The 18,447-nt window shown below is 33.3% G+C and carries 10 protein-coding genes; 2 read left to right on the forward strand and 8 right to left on the reverse strand.

The genetic code is table 11. The features are described from left to right. Positions 1-31: 31 nt before the first annotated feature. The 4 genes from CC92_RS0109195 to CC92_RS0109210 all read right to left on the reverse strand — a co-directional run bounded on the left by CC92_RS0109195 (position 32) and on the right by CC92_RS0109210 (position 6,124). The gene (locus tag CC92_RS0109195) at positions 32-1,795 is read right to left on the reverse strand and encodes a glycosyltransferase family 2 protein (protein ID WP_051650740.1); all 1,764 of its coding nucleotides are present in this window, start codon (positions 1,793-1,795) and stop codon (positions 32-34) included. A 13-nt stretch (positions 1,796-1,808) separates the two neighbouring features. Further along, positions 1,809-2,711: a glycosyltransferase family 2 protein gene (locus CC92_RS0109200; RefSeq protein WP_029503183.1), complete on the reverse strand. Its 903-nt coding sequence runs from the start codon at positions 2,709-2,711 to the stop codon at positions 1,809-1,811. Beyond that, positions 2,704-3,948, reverse strand: coding sequence for a glycosyltransferase (locus CC92_RS0109205; RefSeq protein ID WP_034218421.1), 1,245 nt, complete (start codon positions 3,946-3,948; stop codon positions 2,704-2,706). The genes CC92_RS0109200 and CC92_RS0109205 overlap by 8 nt, the downstream gene beginning before the upstream one ends. 877 nt (positions 3,949-4,825) lie before the next feature. Then, the gene (locus CC92_RS0109210; RefSeq protein WP_051650739.1) at positions 4,826-6,124 is read right to left on the reverse strand and encodes a tyrosine-type recombinase/integrase; all 1,299 of its coding nucleotides are present in this window, start codon (positions 6,122-6,124) and stop codon (positions 4,826-4,828) included. Between the two features lie 348 nt (positions 6,125-6,472). On the opposite strand from CC92_RS0109210, the gene CC92_RS0109215 reads away from it, so the two are divergent. Beyond that, positions 6,473-9,085 (forward strand): Ig-like domain-containing protein, encoded by a 2,613-nt coding sequence (locus tag CC92_RS0109215; RefSeq protein WP_029503180.1) that lies wholly within the window; start codon positions 6,473-6,475, stop codon positions 9,083-9,085. 85 nt (positions 9,086-9,170) lie between these two features. Here the strand turns inward: CC92_RS0109215 and CC92_RS20905 are convergent, their stop codons facing one another. The 3 genes from CC92_RS20905 to CC92_RS23005 form a co-directional block, all read right to left on the reverse strand. Next, on the reverse strand, positions 9,171-11,741 hold the full coding sequence (locus tag CC92_RS20905; protein WP_034218419.1) for an Ig-like domain-containing protein: 2,571 nt from the start codon (positions 11,739-11,741) through the stop codon (positions 9,171-9,173). Positions 11,742-12,694: 953 nt separating this feature from the next. Continuing rightward, on the reverse strand, positions 12,695-14,197 hold the full coding sequence (gene thrC / locus CC92_RS0109225; protein ID WP_029503179.1) for a threonine synthase: 1,503 nt from the start codon (positions 14,195-14,197) through the stop codon (positions 12,695-12,697). A 541-nt stretch (positions 14,198-14,738) separates the two neighbouring features. Beyond that, the gene (locus tag CC92_RS23005; RefSeq protein WP_051650738.1) at positions 14,739-15,887 is read right to left on the reverse strand and encodes a cell wall hydrolase; all 1,149 of its coding nucleotides are present in this window, start codon (positions 15,885-15,887) and stop codon (positions 14,739-14,741) included. A gap of 679 nt (positions 15,888-16,566) precedes the next feature. Between CC92_RS23005 and CC92_RS0109235 the strand changes: the two genes are divergently transcribed. Further along, positions 16,567-17,382 carry a hypothetical protein gene (locus tag CC92_RS0109235; protein WP_029503175.1) on the forward strand — a complete coding sequence of 272 codons (816 nt, stop codon included), beginning with the start codon at positions 16,567-16,569 and terminating at the stop codon, positions 17,380-17,382. A gap of 136 nt (positions 17,383-17,518) precedes the next feature. Here the strand turns inward: CC92_RS0109235 and CC92_RS0109240 are convergent, their stop codons facing one another. After that, entirely contained in the window at positions 17,519-18,433 is a 915-nt protein-coding gene (locus CC92_RS0109240; RefSeq protein ID WP_029503174.1) for an ABC transporter permease, read from the reverse strand. Between the last annotated feature and the right edge of the window lie 14 nt (positions 18,434-18,447).

The raw sequence follows: 18,447 nt of genomic DNA on the forward strand, positions 1-18,447 counted from the left end.
CTCCTATGTCTTTAATTAAATTTATCTTAGATTATATTATTGATATATTCAAATTTTTTTGAGAAAAGTTAATATTATAAAAAGGATCATAATTCTTAAACTCAGGATGCTTTATATACAAGTAGTCTCTTTCATTTTCTAAACGTTTTAATTTTGTTTTATCCAATAAATCAGAGCCACGGCTTAATGATTCATGATGTAATACCTTAACATCATTTCTAACAACATTATAAAAACCACTCTTATATAATCTTATACATAAATCTACATCATTGTAAGCAATAGATAAACTTTCATCAAACTGTCCTATTTTATTAAAGATTTCTCGCCGTATAAGCATACAAGCTCCTGTAACAGCTAAATAATTATACGTGTAGATATTCCTTCCAAAATAATACATTTTATCATCTCTTTTATTCAATAGTATATGACTTGGACCAGCATCTAAATTAATAATACCTACATGTTGTATCTTATTTGTGTTAGGATATAATAACTTAACGCCAACTGCGCCAACATGGGAAATCATACCTTGACCAACTAATATATCTAACCAATTATTATCTAGAATTTCTGTATCATCATTCAAAAATAGTAATAATTCACCGTTTGCATAGTTTTCAGCAGTATTACACATTTTTGAAAAATTAAATTGGGTTTTATAATAAATATATTTTACAAACATTCTGTCACATAATTCTTGATACTTTTGCTTATTTACGCTATCGCTACCATTATCTATAACAATAATTTCATAATTTTGATACTTCGTAATAGAAATAGATGACAAACATTTTTTTAGTACTGCATAATTATCTTTCGACGGAATAATTATACTTACTTTAGGACTTGATTTATTAACATACATTATATTATGCTGAAAATATCTTTTATTATATGTCACTGCTCCATCTAAGTGCCTACGCTTCAATGCATCCTCTTTACATCTTTTTATAGCATCGATAACATATGGTTTTGAGCTAATACTCTGAGCAGTAGAGTTCTTAGTTTTTCTCCAATGATATAATATTTGGGGAATATGTCCTATATTATTACTTAACTCAGTGAATCGTAAGACAAAATCATAGTCTTGTGCCCCATCATATTCACTACGGTAACCACCAATTCTCAAAGCTATATCTCTTCTAAATGCAGATAAGTGGCAAATATAGTTAAAAGACATCAAAGTATCAGGGGACCAGTCAGGTTTAAAGAATGGGCAATGTCTACCTCTAAGAAATGAATACTTATCCTCATCACTATATATAAAGTCAAGATTTCTATTTTCATTCAATAATATAGCAATCTCATTGAGAGCATATTTTGATAATATATCGTCACAATCAAGCATTACTATAAAATCACCTTTAGCCATCGCTATCCCATCATTTGATGCTTTTGATATATTACCATTAATACCTCTATACTTTATGTGTATTTTATTATATAACTCATATTTAAGTAACTCTTTTTTCACTGATTTTTTAGTTGAACAATCATCTACTATACAAATCTCCCAGTTTGAATAAGTTTGCTTAATAACCGATCTAATACATTTATTTAATATCTTACTATTCACATTATATACTGGTATTACAACAGAGAAAAGTGGCGTATAACTTAAATTCAAATGAGTAGTTTCTCCATAATTTCTCTTTTCTTTAGCTAATATCCAAATTTTAAAAATGAGTTCTTTTAATATATTATTATCAAGCTTTTTTAATAAAATATAAAAAAATGTGCAAATTCCTTCACTTTTAATAATACTTACTACTTTCTTAAAAATTGCTATCATATATTTTACCTCTCTACAATAAGCCTAATATTAGTAAAACCTTCATAATTAAATTATCTAGCTTATTTTGTCTAAATAATTCCTTTTTATATAAAATTTTTATTCTATAACTAAAACTGGTTTTAGAAAGTAAGAAATCTTTTAAGATTTCTTTGTTAACATCTTCTAAAGAATAAATATTTTGTAGCTCCTTAGCTTGTAGATAAAGTAACGAACGATTACGATTAAAATTTTTAATTCTTTTGAGATAGTGAAAAAAAATACCACGAGATACGCCTATTACATTATTCTGATGTTGCCTATATAAAACATATGACTCGTTGTCTCTATAAACAGTACCAAAACAAGAGGCAACTAGATAAAACCAAAAATCATGCATTATGGCGAAATTAGGTCTTTTTACTTGTAACAATTCAAATAATTTTTTATTAAGTACAGCTGTACATCCTGTACACATATTTTCTACTAAAGCATTTCTAAAATCTAGTTTAATATTATTATATTGAAACGGTGGCTTAATACTTTCTAACTTTTCATTAACAATATTGGGTTCACTGCAATAAAGATACGGTATGTTCTCATTTTGTGATAAAATTTTTAATGCTTTACTTAATTTATTAGATAACCAAACATCATCTTGATCTGAAAACGCATAATAATCAGCATTTATTTTACATTGCTCAATTAATTCAAAAAAACTATTAGAAGCACCAATGTTACTTCCGACATAATAAGCTATACGTGGATCTATTTTTGCATATTTTTCTAAAATATCTACTGTTCCGTCCGTCGAACCATCATCCCTGATAAATAATGCTGTCACCCTATAATCTTGTTTTAATATACTTTCCAACTGTTCTTCTAAATACTTTTCTCCATTATATGTAGATAACAAGATAATAACTTTTTTAGTCATTTGTTCTTTCCTCAAGATTCTCTTTAATATCACTAAAAATTTTATACATCTGCTTGTTTACCACATTTTCACTAAAATTACTAAGAGTATTATAGTTTTTATCGATCATGCATCTTTTCTGTTTTTCTTCCAACGTATATATTCTAATTATAGATTCCATTACATTATCAACATTACATGGATTTAACATAATTCCTCCCTGGTTTTTAATCAGATCTTTATTGCCTCTAATATCTGAACAAATAATAGGTAATCTAAAGGCCATCGCTTCCATTAAAGCAACTGGTAGTCCTTCTTGACGTGAAGGAAATATAAACGCATCCGATACCATAAGGATTTCTTTAACATCACTTTGATATCCTAAAAACTTGATATATTTATTTAACTGCAAATCATTAACTAGCTTCTTTAATTTTAGTTCTTCTTTTCCCATTCCACATATAACATATACTAATCTTTTTTTTATTTCGTCAACCTTTTCTTCATTTAAATATTTTAGTAATGTTACAATTTTACGTGATGATGTATTTACTAATTTATAAACAGCTCTAATTACCACTTCATGATTTTTCCTTTTTGTTAACTCACCTATACTCAATAAAATAAAAGCGTTAGTATTTAGAAGCAATTTTTTTTTTGTATTCTCTTTATTACTTACTATACATTCACTAAGGTTTATCCCAACCCCTGGAACATAAATAGTTTTACCATTAGAAGGTAGTTTAAATTTTTTACTTCTATCATAATCCTCGGAATTAATTGTTATTAATATATCCGTATAATGAGCTAAAAATTTTTCAATCGGAAAATATACAAACCAACTTATGAGAGATGAACCTTTGAAAAAATGGAATCCATGTGCAGCATATATTATTTTTAAATGTCTTTTTTCCTTTATCTTTATTAAACTTAATCTAGCCAATGCACCTCCTATTGGCGTTTGACAATATATTAAGTTATAACTATTACTATAATATAGTTCTAACAATTGCTTAAAGGAATTATAGTTATTTTTAACATCATAAATCTTTCTTGGAAAATCTATTTGATGGTATATTATTTTTAACTTTTTTAAATCTTTTTTAAAGACTTCAATACTATCTAAATCACATGCATTACCCTCTAAAAAATTACATGCTATCTCTACTTCAAAACCTAATTTTTGAAGTAGACTTATGTTATTCATATTAAATTGTTTTATCATCGATGCTACTGAAGCTATCATTAACACTTTCATTTAATCTCCTTACAGCTCAACCTATCTTTTTATAATAAACTTAAAATAATTTTCATATTTATTAATATTTCATTATAATATTCAATAAGCAAAAGATACATATAAATAATTGCCGTTAGAAAACTAAGTAATATGTCTTTCACATTCACAGATTCACTAACCATCGTAAATTTATTTAATAAATTCTTACTGCTCCCTAACTATTATCATTTGAATAAAATCTTATACTAACACCCTTTGCTTATGGCATTAAGATTTTACAATTTTTATTAATACTTTAATATTCAAAAAGCATCACAAACAGCGTCATCTTTGCAAATTATACGCTGTACCGATGCTATATTATATTATATTATCATAAATATTACATAATTTCAATAATGAAGGTAAGATCAATACGATGAACTGTGTAGGATTTCAATACATGTGTTACAACTCTGATGGCTTAACTGAGTCTTTACGTGAACTATCACGCAAACCTCATTCACACCCTAACCAACACACTGGAACTGAAATTAAACTTACTCGTGATACACGGTGCCGTAATCCTCATGAAGGACTTGTATTTTCCGGGTAAAACTCATGCAACGTGGACATAAAAAATCTATCTCTGTTTTATACCGCTTTTCTAGAAAGGAAAAATTAATGGCTATTAAACCACCTAACCCAAAGTATATTCAAACTCTATGAATAAAGGAAGTACCCTGAACAGCGCATCCAAGTCACCGAAAATCCCATTCCTGTTTCTTGTACCGTTGTTGCTACAAAAGGTCAGAGTTTCTATCACTATAGTGCAATCGACGAGTACTCCAGATTTCATTTTGTAGAGGCCTTTAACAAATCCAACATTGTGATGAACCTATTTAAAAATAATCTTTCATATCAACATCATCATTTTCTTCATCTCTTCCGCCTTCGTCTGCGGCAGCACATGCGTATATAAATCGAGTGTCATCGTGATACTACTATGCCCCAATATCTCCTGCACCACCTTGGGAGGGATTCCATTCTCTAAGGCTCTCGTAGCAAATGTGTGCCGTAAGGTATGAGGAGTAAAATATTCAAACTTCTCATCCATCCCTTTGTCTTTTCCCATTGAATTTTTGGAAAAGTACTTTTCATTAATGCTATCCACAATATGAACAAGCTGTTGTCTAATATGCTGACCTGAAAAAGGTTTTCCACCCTCTCTTAAGAACACCAGGTCTTCTAGTCCTTCCATCGGCTTCCAATCGCTCCCCATAGAAAGTTTATGTTCCTTTTGCACTATTCGATATCTCTTTAACATCAATTCAATATTTGCTAACAACGGTATACTCCTATTACTCTTATCAGTTTTTGGTGTATCCTTATAATATTCCATTCCTTTTCTCGTACACTTTAAGGTTCCACGGACAGTTATCTCATTTTTATCAAAGTCTATGTCACGCCACTCTAATCCTGTCACCTCTCCAACTCTTAAACCTGTTGCTAATGACAATTTTATCATTGGTTCCAATTCATGCCCTGTAATTTCTTTCAATAATATCTCTTGTTCGTTTAAAGTAAGAACCCTTCTTTCTTTTTTCTTTTCTCCCCTTGGTAATGTAGTTAAATCTACAGGATTCTTTTTCACTAACTCATTTTTTACAGCTTGTTTAAACATAGCACCAAGTAAAACATGAATAAGTGATATTGTGGATTTAGAATAGCCATTTCTGGATAAATCATTATAAAGCTTTTGTATATGTTCTCCCCGAATGTCTTTCAGCAACTTTTTTCCCAAAGCTGGTCCTACATAGTAGTTATACATACATTCATAACTTTCAACGGTACCTTTTTTTACCGTCATAGATTTATACTCATTTAACCAAGTTTCATACCATGAATTTAATGAAATCCTTTCTTCCTTTGCATACATGCCATGCTGTATTTCATACTTCGCATTATTAAGCCTTTCCTCAAGCTCTTTTACATCTCTTCCGTATAAACAATAACGATGCCCTTCGTAAGTATACCTTGCCTGATAACGCCCGTCAGAACATCTAGTAATACCTTTCGGTAGGTTTAATGACTTTTTTTCTTTCTTCTTTGCTTCCTCCTTACTAACTAGTAGATTTTCCACGCCAAAATCTTTCCTTGCATTCATTTTTTCTTCTTTTTTTCTCATTTGTACTTTTCCAACTCCTTGTTCCATGCATTTTCACCTTTCTCCTCTTAGAGGAATTCAATCCAAGTTCTTTGTATACAACCTAGCTTAAATCAAAAGATGCATCATATAATCTTTAGTAGGCCTAGGATTGATGCCACTTTTCTTCCTACTACTGGCATCATTTGGCATCAATCTGGCATCATTGCATTAAATCATCAAATATTTTTTATGAAAATTCTCTTGATTTTACTAACTTAGAGATATTTTATGTATTTATCTAATAACTTAATACATCATTAACAAGATGCCAGAAAGTACATGTATTGGTAATGAAAACACAAGAAATTGCTGAGTAAATATAAGAAAAACACATATACTAGGAGGAAGAAGAAAATGAAGAATTTCTTTAAGAAACTAGCTTTCGTTTTAGCTTTGGCTATGGTTGTTCTTGCAATCGCACCAGCAGCAAATGCCAGTGCTGCTGCAGCGCCAAAGTTAAATACGACAGGCAAAAAGTTATATCTTGAACAAGATGTAGCTACGGGAAACTATAAGGACTACTTTACGTTAAAGGTTTGGAATAAGGGTGATTACAAGGTAACATTCAAGAGTATGAATCCAGAAATCGCTACAATCCATTCTACAAAAGGTACTGTAAAAGCGAAAGCAGTTGGTGAAGCTTTATTAAAAGCAACTGTAACTAATACTAAGACTGGTAAAGTTGTAAAGAACTTAGAGTGTAAAGTATGGGTTAAGAGAAATGCTGTTGAAATCGGTGTTTCTTCTGCATCTGCAGCAAAGCTTGATAACGTATTAGCTATCGGTGATAAGGTTAAGCTTAACATCTTTAGAAAAGCTGTTACTGGTCAGGTAGCTTGGCAGCAGGCTGATAAGACTATCGTAACTGATTACATTGCTTGGTCTTCTAGCAACACTAAAGTTGCTACAGTTGACAAGTGGGGTACTGTAAAGGCTGTTGGTGAAGGTACAGCTACAATCACAGCAAAATCTTTACAGACAGAAGATAAGACTGTTCCAACAACAAAAGAAGTGAAATTAACTGTAACTGTAGGTCAAAAGGGCCTTGTTTCTGCTACTCAAAAAGATTTAGAGAACATCAACTTAACTTTTGGTCAAGCAGATGATATGAAAGAAGTTAACAAAGATACTATAAAGGTATTTGCTTTATCTGGAACTACAAAAGTAGCTCAATCAATCAAGAAAGTTACAGTAGATGAGAAAAATCCTAAGAATGCAACTGTAGAATTATATGTACCATTCACTAAAAATACTACTTATGTAGTAGAATTCGGTGGAAAGTCTGTTGAATTCGTAACAGTAAATCCAGTTGCTGAAAACGTTGCTAAGATTGAAATCTTAACTAACGAAGCAGTAAAGAATGAAAACACAGAAATTAAGTATGCTCTTTACACTGAAAATGGTGTAGATATCACAAAAGCGATCGAAGGTAGAGTAGACATTACTTCCGATAGCCATGATGCTTATATTGATAACAGCAGAAAGACTATTACTTTCTTCGAATCTGGTAAGGTAGCAACTGTGAAAGCTGTATTCCATACTTATAACTACAATGAAGCTGGAGTTGAGAAAACTATCGAAACAACAGCTGCAATTAAGTCTGTTGATAAGGCTTCTGTTTCTGTAACAGGAATTAATGCTTGGACAATCACTGCAAACAACAATACAGTTGATTTCTCCAAGGATGAATTAAATCACAAGTTATCTTTAAGTGATAATGGATATTACTTAATGGTTCAGTTATTAAAGTCTGATAAGAAGACTGAAGATAGCAAGGATAACAGCAAGTTTACATTTGAATCATCAGATAATACCGTATTAATCGTTAACGGAAAACAGTTATTTCCAGTTAAGACAGGTAGTGCTACAGTTTTAGTTAAATATGAAGGTACTATCGTTGGTACTATCGAATTAACTATTTTACCTGAGAGAGAAGCTGCAACACTTACTCTTGAATCCAACAAGACAATGCTTTCTTTAGGAAAAGATTTCGATGTAGCTACTATTAAAGTATCTGTAAAAGATCAGTTAGGTGCAGATTATACAGCAAAAGAAGCAAAAATTCAGTTACTTTCTGGCCCAACAGGAGCAACTGCACCATTTACTTCTGCTACAACAATCACAAACAATAAGATTGAAATTAACGGTAACCAATTCTCCAAAGCAGGTGTATACCAGTTCAAGGTGACTATTGGTAATCTTACAAAGGTATTCTCTTTAGACATCAAAGAAGTTGGTGAAGTAACTGGTCAGAAACTTGAACTGTCCTCTAATAAAGTTGATACAACATTAGTTCTTTCTAACAAAGAAAATACTAATGCAAGCAAAAATGTATCCATTAAACTTTTCAATGTAGATAAGTTTGGTTACAAAGAATCTGAGATTACTAATCTTGTATACGGTTTAGAAGCTGCTAAAGCTCAGATTACTGGTGAAACAGGAACAGCATTCTACTACGAAGTTACTTCTCCAGAATCTGTAACAGTTCCAGGTTCTACTGGAAATGATACTGTAATTAACACTGCTACAAATAACTTCCAGCCAATTACAACATCTGGTTCTTCAATCTCTAAAGCTAAAACTGGCTCTTACAAAGTTGCTGCTTACAAGTTAACAAAGAACGGTACTAATGATTTTGTAATTGCACCTGTTGGTGTTGATTTTATTAATGTAGTTGATAATCAACCATCTGCTGTAGTTATCCAGAACGAAGTTAAAGCTTCTGCTTCTACAATTAATGGTGCTTTAGCAGCTGGTGATATCGAAATCAAGCTTGATATCGATAACAATGGTATGTTAGATAAGATTAACACTAACTGTGTTGTGAAAGAGTTCTTAGGTGCTGAAGCTAGTGGTAATAATGTATATGTTAAAACAGTTTCTTATGACGCTTCTGTAAATTACGCTGGGCAGACATACACATTCAATATGATCATTGATGTTAATAAGAACTTAATCTTAAAATAATCTAAAATAGTAAACTACTACAAGTAAAAACTACACAACAAAAAAGAAGGTTGGAAATCTCCAACCTTCTTTTATTTAATCTTAATTACTTAAGAGTAGTCCATAAGTTAACATCAACTTTAACTTCTACTAATACAGTAGCGTTATTGTACCTAAGTGGTACTTGAATTGTAACATCGTATACGAATACGTTCTTACCATTTCCTTCTACACCAGCAAAGTTTACACCAACAATATCATTAGAATTAACTTTATTGCCATTGTACTTAACTTCGATAAAGTCACCAGCCTTAATAGCATCTAAAACTTTACCAGAAGTACTTGCGGATTGATTAGACTTAACATCGAAGGAACCCTTAGCCTGGCTATCAGTTACTGTGAAGTAATCAACATCCATAGCTACATCTACATAATTAGCGCCATCATATGTCACCTTATGAGCAGTTACTTTATAAGTTCCAACTTTTGCTTTAACTACGAGAGCACCACCTGTTACAGTCTTAGTTGTGATAGGCTCGAATTTGCCAAGTGTATGAGCACCAGTAGCAACATCGATCTTACCATCAGGACCTTCAAGAGTATAGTAGAAAGCAGTCTTAGCCTTATCAGTACCTACAACTCCCTTAGCAGCTGTAAGATCAGTTTCGAATTTCTCTGTCTTAACTTTGTAACCGTTAGCAGCATATGCATCTAAGCCAATTGTTACATCAGCAGAAGAAGTGTTAGCACCATCTGCTTTGATTGTAGTATCAACTTTAGCATTATTGATAACGATATTATAAGAGCTAATTGCATTATTTGTACTTGCGGAATCACTTACAGAGAAGTTAAAGTATCTAACCTGGTTATTATCAATAGTTAACTTATACTGATAAGTTCCATTCTCAAGAGCTGTGAAATCATCAGTAGTAAATGTAACAGTATACTTACCTGCTGTATTAGCATCAGGTACTACGTTAACTAAAGGAGCATTTGCTGGAGTTACAGCACTTAAAACTACAGGTTTGTTAATTCCATCACCTAATTGATCCTTTAAAACAACAGTAGCTACAAGTGTATCATCTGCTTTAGGGATACGAGATAATGCTGTCTTAGATAAATTAACATCAACAGATGCTACATCTCTCTTACCTACTACAGTTACTGTTAAAGCGTCAACTACAGAATCTTTGTACTTAACAACTACTACAGCTGTACCAGCATTAACACCACTTACAACGTTACCGTTAACAAGTAATACATTATTGTTAGAACTTGTGAATGTAAAGTCTGTTGGGTTATTTACTGTATCAGCAGTCTTGTTATCGGATAACTTGATTTTAATATCAAGTTCCATAGCATCACCAGATGCAAGCTGAGTCTTTACTGTACCATTTTTGAAATCGAAATCAGAACCAACTTTAACTAAGGACCACTTAACTGTTTCCTTAAAGTTAATAGGAGCTGCATCAACACATGTGATTAATCCTTCAGTTGTTAATGTCTTCTCTTGGTTGTTCTCATAAATGTAAGTATGGAATACAGCCTTTACAACTGCTGTAGTACCAGTAGTGAACATTGTAATTTTCTTATCAGCTGCATTTAAGTAAGCTCCGATAGCATCAGTAGATACAGTCACGTTATTTCCTAATGCAGAAGTAACGTCAACATCACCAACATATACTCTAACCTTAAGGTCAGTTGCTTCGTTCTTAACTGCTAATGCCTGCTCAATTGCTACACTTGTAACATTGTTTACAGAAGGATCAACAGTAACGAATTCTTTTTCAGTATCGCCATATACGAATACATATGTTGTATTCTTTGGCATTGTTGTATATAACTCGATAGTAGCTTTGGACTTATCATTGCTATCAAGTTTATATTCTTTAACTGTCTGAAGAACTCTTGTATTACCAACTAACTGGTATACTTTAACAGTCTTAAGCTCATCAGCTGTTACTTCTTGACCGAATGTCACATTAGCTGTTGTTAAGTTCTTCTGAGTTGCGCTAGTTAAACCAGCAACAACACTTACCTTATAGCTTGCAGACTCACCTTTAGTTGGTCCCTGTGGCTGAGTAGCTGTAGCTGTGATAGTAGCTTCACCAGCGCCAACAGCTGTTACAGTACCCCATTTATCAACTGTAGCAACTTTTTCATCGCTAGAAGTCCACTTGATAACGTCTGTACATGTAGCCATATCGTTCTGAGTCCAGATCTTCTTGTCTCCAACCTGTCTGAAAACATTGATCTTAACTTTAGCGCCTACTGCTAATGGAGACTCGATAGCTTTCTGGCTACCAAATCCAACCTTCTCAGCATTTTGTTTTACCCAAACAGTTGCTTCGCGCTCATATTCCTTGCCAGCTTTGTTTGTAAGAGTAGCCTTAACTACTGCTTTACCAACACCAACTGCAACTACTGTCTTGCCTTCGATAACAACAACATCTTCATCCATACTTTCCCATGTTGCTGTATATCCAGCTGCGTTGTTAAAATAGAAACGATAGCTATCTGGAATCGTTCCTGTTAGGTCGCCACCGATGTAAAGAATCTTGCTAGTCTTCTTTAAAGAAGGTGCTTTAGCTGCTGCGTTTGCTGTAGCAGGTGCAACAGATACTAAGACCATAGCAAGGGCTAATACGAAGGCGAGTTTCTTAAAGAAATTCTTCATATTCTTTCTTCCTCCTTAAAATATATGGTTTTGTATTATATTGACTTACGTCACATATCGAGTATAATGGAATTGTTAATGATGTATTAACAATTCGAAAAACTCTAAAATGTGCATAAGTAAATATAATCGTTCCAATAACAAGATGATTATAACAACTATCGTAGGAAAGGTCAAGTCTTTTTGCTTACAAATTCACTTTTTGTCCCCCATTCTAAGTCTTGTTTCTATACAATTCGATAAAGAACCTTATTTGATTTGCCACAATATTTCGACAAATTAAAATTCTTTTACAAACTGGGCAAAACATCTGGGTAACTATCCTACTATCCTGTAACTGGATTGATTATATCTAGCCAAATAACCTGCCTCGCCGGGCAATTCTCCAAACCCCTACTACATCCCTATGGACATTTGTCTGGATGTGACTGTAATTGTCTATAGTCATGCTCGCAGAAGTCCCGGGCATTTGGTTTTGACTTACCTCTATAATGCCTTTTCTTTGTGTCAAAGATATGTCATGCAGTTGTCACATTTAGACTATTTTGAATTTTGTGATTTTGTACAATAAAATTTAGTTTCATTTAGCAATTTTTCTTTAAATATCATCCATTAAGTATATCATTAGCCGTTCCCTGGGTCTTTCTTTTTACTACACCTTATTTTAATTCTGGCATAATCCCTTGAAATGCTGTGTATATAAGTACAAGAATAAAATACTGAAAAATAATTCTTCCTTCGAAACTCTATTTCAGAAACTCTCTATCCTATTCTCTAATATTACTAAATCACGAATACACTCTCTCCTTATTAGCATCAATCAAACAGAATCTACCTCAGAGAGCATATGACTTATGAGAAATTGCAGAGCACAATAAATCAAAAAAGGGCCTTGCCGAATCCACTCAGCAAAGCCCCATTTATTAATCTTCATTTCTTTTAAATATACTAACCTATCTTAACCCCAATATCTCTTCCACCATCTCCTGCATCTTCTCTTTCTCACAAACCATCTTATGAAGTACAGGTGCGGTACGAATTTCTTCTATTGCCTGAGGTATCGTAGTTTTGCTTATTTCACTAAGCTGATCTATTAACTCGAAATCAGACTTGCTTTCTGTTTCCACTTCCAATGCTTCCATTACACTACGAGTAAATTTATATGGACTAGCTGTGGAAGCGATTAGTGTCTTTATTGCATCACCACTCGCAGCTTTATAGTTATAATATACGCTTGCAGCTACCGCGGTATGTGTGTCAATAACGTAATCTGCATTCTCATAAACACGTTTAATAGCTGCCTTAGTTTCCTTTTCTTTTGCATAACCACCTACAAAATCGGAAAGTTTTTGTCTCATCTGAGTCGTAATTTTATATTTCCCATCTTTGGAGAGTTGACTCATAAGCGTTGCATTATTCCTTGCACGTTCTTCCGCAGTCTCACCGGAAATCAAATAAATCAAACGTTCTAAGTTGCTTGAGATTAAGATATCCATAGATGGTGAGCTTGTTAAGATAAACTCACGATTCCTATCGTACTCTCCAGTTGTAAAGAAATCATATAATACTTTATTCTCATTGGAGGCACAGATTAATTTACTGATTGGAACACCAAGCTCTTTTGCAAAGTATGCAGCTAAAATATTACCAAAGTTTCCGGTTGGTACAACAACATTTAGTGGCTCCCCTTTATTTAGCTCGCCATCATGAAGCAGACGGCAATAAGAATACACATAATACACTACCTGAGGAACCAAACGGCCAATATTGATAGAATTTGCAGAGGAGAATAAGTAGCCTTTTTCCTGTAAGCTCTTTGCAAGCTCTCTATTATTAAACATCTCTTTCACACCAGTCTGTGCGTCATCGAAGTTTCCATGAATACCGATTACATAAGTATTAGCACCCTTTTGCGTAACCATCTGCATTTCTTGAACATGACTTACTCCGTCCTTAGGATAGAAAACAATGATTTTTGTACCAGGTACCTCTGCAAAACCAGCAAGTGCTGCTTTGCCCGTGTCACCAGACGTAGCAGTAAGGATTACGATTTCTTCTTTTACATCATTCTTCTTCGCGGCTGTCGTAAGTAAGTGAGGCAAGATGGAAAGTGCCATATCCTTAAATGCAATCGTTGCTCCATGAAATAGTTCAAGATAATAAGCTCCATCCGCTTTCTTTATCGGTGCTATTTCCTTAGTATCAAACTTATCATCATAAGCAGAATTGATACAGTGCTTCAATTCTTCCTCTGAGAAATCTGTTAAGAATAGTTTCATAACTTCATAAGCTATTTGCTGATAACTCATGCTAGCTAGTACTTCTAGACTTATATTAAGCTTTGGCAGTTCGGTTGGCACAAACAGTCCACCATCAGAAGCAAGTCCTTTTAAGATAGCTTGGGATGCTGTAACCTGTTCACGATTATCACGGGTACTTTGATACAGTAAATTCATGCTCTTCTCTCCTTTATAGCCTTCGATTCTATTCTATGTTAATTTATTTAACACTTTACTTTGTTAATGTAAGTTCAAAGTATTATATCATGATATTTTAGACGTGACAAGTCAGGATTATGAAAAAATCACGTAAAAAATGATACCCATTTCAGCAATTAAGCACAAGTTGTTCAATATTTTTAGGTAATAATAGAATCGAACATAACCTTCCGTTTTTCTTAAATGCCAATAAAAAATGCGAGTACAGACCGAATATCCAAGATGTATTTCACATAACTGGACATTACTAACTATACCCGCTTTTATAAAACTTCTTTTCAATTAATCATAATACTTATATCAGTTATTTATAGTACCTAATTCATTTGTTGTAGCTTTATGTTTCCTAATTGTTATCAAAGATTGCTTGTTTCACCCCAGTAGTATCATTACTACTCCCACCTAATCTAATTAGCATCCTCTTAAGTATTCCTTTTTGCTTAAATACAAGATCATACTCACAGCTCCAACTCACATAAATACTAAAGCATTCTCTCTACTACTTGTCCTTATAAAATTCATGGCATCCATACTTTACCACCTTACGAAGGCTGTTATCAAACCAAGATGCTTTCTTTTGGCTTGTTAACCTTCTAGCAAAAAAATACAGAGCACCATTACTATAATCTTCTCCCTCAAGTGCACGGCTTACTGCTTCGATTGTTTCATCGGTTACCTTCACTGACCAAAATCGTCCATCCTTTGTTGGTGAGAACTGATAGGTATTTCCGTTCTTTTGAAACACCACTTTTTCTACCGTATTAGGGAATTTTTTGCTATTTACTCGATTTAATATAACGTTTGCTACCAATATCTTTCCGTAAATGTCCTCTCCGGTTGCTTCTGCCTCAACAATACGATATAAAATATCAAGCTCGTCCTTAGATAAAGTCTTGACCATTTTTTTGTTATATGATTTTACCAAAGAATCAGATTTCGATGTTGCTTTAGTAGATTCTTCTTTCTTACTTCCAGAATCTTTCTTTGTACTTGCTTTTACCTTTGTACTTGCTTTTACCTTTGTACTTTCTGTTGCCTTGGTCTTTTCTTTCAAGGCTTCCGCTTTTTCTTTGTTTTCTTCATTCACCACAAAATTTTCAGCAGATTCACTTGCTAGTGCAGTTACCGCTTCAAATGAAGCAGCGGTAGCTAAGTTAGCTAATTCCTTTTCGGAATCATCTAGACCAAATAAAGCAATATCTCCATCCTCAGGATCCATCGTAATATCATACATCATTTGTTTTATTTGTTCCTTTGGATCTGTAATTGCTACTTTTGTTGCAATATTCTCATCAGTAAATGTTTCAACGTCTTCTCTTGTTAACTCCCCTTGATATAACTGTTCAAGCGGATACGCAAGAAGTTTTGTTTCTAGCAGCTTCGCATTGTTCTTTTGATACTCTAAATCTTGATCTAAATCTTGAGCATCAATATCTAGTTCCACGGTTTCGTGCGTAGCTGCATTTACCATATACTCTAGGGAGTACAGGTGTAACCCATGGAAATCTCCGAAGGATGAAACAAGAAGTATAGCAGCCAAAACATAGGCAACAATCGCAATTCTTTTGCTGTGTTTATATTGAATACCTTTCTCAAAGTGCATTTCCTTGTCTTTCATCGTCCGAAGAAATGAATGTATTTTTAACATGTGATTTCCTCTTTCTTTCACTTTTCCGACAAAGAATACTGTGTAGTATATCACTCCAGTAGACTTAGTCAATTCGACATCTATATAAAGCGTTTCCAGTCATTCCCAAAATGACCGGTGTTTTCGCATGAGTTGTATTATAGCATGGGGCAAATTACTGTCAATAAGGTTGCCATAATTTCGTCACATACAGAGAGAAGAAAATTACCTCTCTTTTCCACATGTGTAAGAAATGCACAAGTTTTCGGCCTAAGATGGAGTTTAAAATTAGGCATATTTACAAGACTCAAGATTATAAATTGTTACGCTTTTGTTAAGAATTATATACATAAAAATTTATTTTTATACATACATGCTTAATATCATTCAATTCTATAGCTGTAGAACACCTATATTTACTACATTTATATGTTTTAGGGCGTCTATTTTTATCCAAAGTCATGTAATAATTATGTAACAATTAGTCATATTACGGTATTACTGTCGTAATCTTCGACAAATATTTCTGTGTGTATCACCTTAGCCTCCGCAACTTGAATTTGCACCAATGTTTTCTTGCAATCCCTCTGATTGTTGGGTATAGTTAATTTAGATAACATCTATGGAATAGCCAATTTGAAAGTACTTTCATAAAACATATTATATATAGAAGAAACTCATTCAGAAAAGAGGTGATAACATGCCATTACCAGGAGTTTATGTGGCAAACAAGAAAAACGGAGAACTCTATTATCGTTCTTCCATTACCTACAGAAATAAGCATATCAGTCTCGGAAGTTTTGATACCGAAAAAGCTGCTCATGCAGTATATCAGTCTGCACTGAAAATATTAAATAAGAAAAAAAGCATAAAAAAAAGCCTTCCTACTGCGGAAGCCTTTTATGCCTTACGTTCTCCAATATCCTTTGATAAATGGATTATGTTATTAAACTTTAGAGATAATGGAATTTATTGCCGCACTCCGATTTATTTGCAGCACAAATACTTCTTATATTATCTGGATGAACACACCCCTCTTAAGTTTGACGCAGATGATTTATTTTATTATATGTATCATCGCATAATGAGAAGAGGCGGTCACTTATTCGTATCTGATTATGGAATGCAGGTAAATATCCTATCCCGCTATGGGATAAAAAACTTTGCTGTCGCAGGACGAGACTATCGTTTTTCCAACGGTGATTCGACAGATTTTCGATATGGTAATATAAAAATTATCAATCGTTATCATGGAGTTCAAAAAACAGTAGTAAAAGGGCAGGAAATTTACACTACAAGAATTCATATCAACGGCGATTATATTGTAGGTAAATATGGAAGTGAAATTGAGGCAGCAATAGCCTATAATAAAGCCGCTTCTTTATTAAAGAGTAAAGGTCTTGAAAAAGACTTCCCTGAAAACTATATCGAAGGTGTGGATCATATTGCCTATGCGAAACTATATAATTCCCTTCGAATCAGTAAAAAACTACGAGATTTACCAAATTTTAATTGACATTTTTTGTTTTTTATTCCCAATAATATATTGTCAGAAAACTTTTTCAAAAAAGAGTACCTTTTTTCGATATTTTATGATATAATACAAGTATATTTTTCTTCTTCCATTTTCATAGTTCTATAAGAACCGCACGCTAACGCGTGCGTTTTCTTTTTTTTACTGGAGTTATAAGCCAAGAGGAAGCAACCATAAGTAGAATGGATACTGCACTTTGGGCAAGAATACTTATCGTAAACCAATGGTCAATTAGATAGTTTGCCGCACGGCTATTGGTTCGCCAATCAGTAAATGCTCCTGCTTCAATTCCAATCTGACTTTTTAAAAGTGAAAAAAAAGTAAAAATAGGATCAAATAATAGTGTAGCGATCGTAATATTGACTTCAGCCATACCATCCATCTTCCTAATCCCATAGACAATCTCTTGTCTCATACTCCCAAGTGATTCAATCAAATGTCCACCAAGTAGCAACATTGCAAGCCCTATCGTTATAGTAATTACTGTCATATAAGAGCAAACTGTGGAGAGCGTTGTTCTCTTACATAAGCTAGAAAAGAAAATACCAATACTGCCAAGATAAATGGAAGTAATAAACAAGAACAACTGAAACTGCAATAATTGCAGAAAGGTAATTCCACCAACAGCAAATACCAGTGCTATAATAGGCAAAGAAGAAACAGCTAGTAATAGCATTAAACTAAGGGATGCCAGTAGTTTCCCCTGTACAATTTGAAATGATGTCATGCGAGTTGATAGTAAAATATCTAATGTCTGCTTTTCTCTCTCTCCAGAGATTGCACCAGATGTCATCCCTGGAATTAAAAACAGTACAAGTAAAAACTGAGCACCAGTGATAATACCATAAATAGTAAGTATATCGGAATAATTGACTGAGCTTCCAATCTTTTGCGCCCCTTCAAACGTTATGTAGAAAGCTAAAAGACCAAATAAAGATAGGCACCCATTAAACACTGTCAATAAAACCGCAGTCTTTTTCATTCTTGCATTTTGGTAAATTTCCCTAAGATAAACAGAGTTTATTTGCCACATCTCATTTTCTCCTT

It is taken from the genome of Lachnoclostridium phytofermentans (genome assembly GCF_000733755.1).
GTDB lineage: Bacteria > Bacillota > Clostridia > Lachnospirales > Lachnospiraceae > Lachnoclostridium > Lachnoclostridium phytofermentans_A.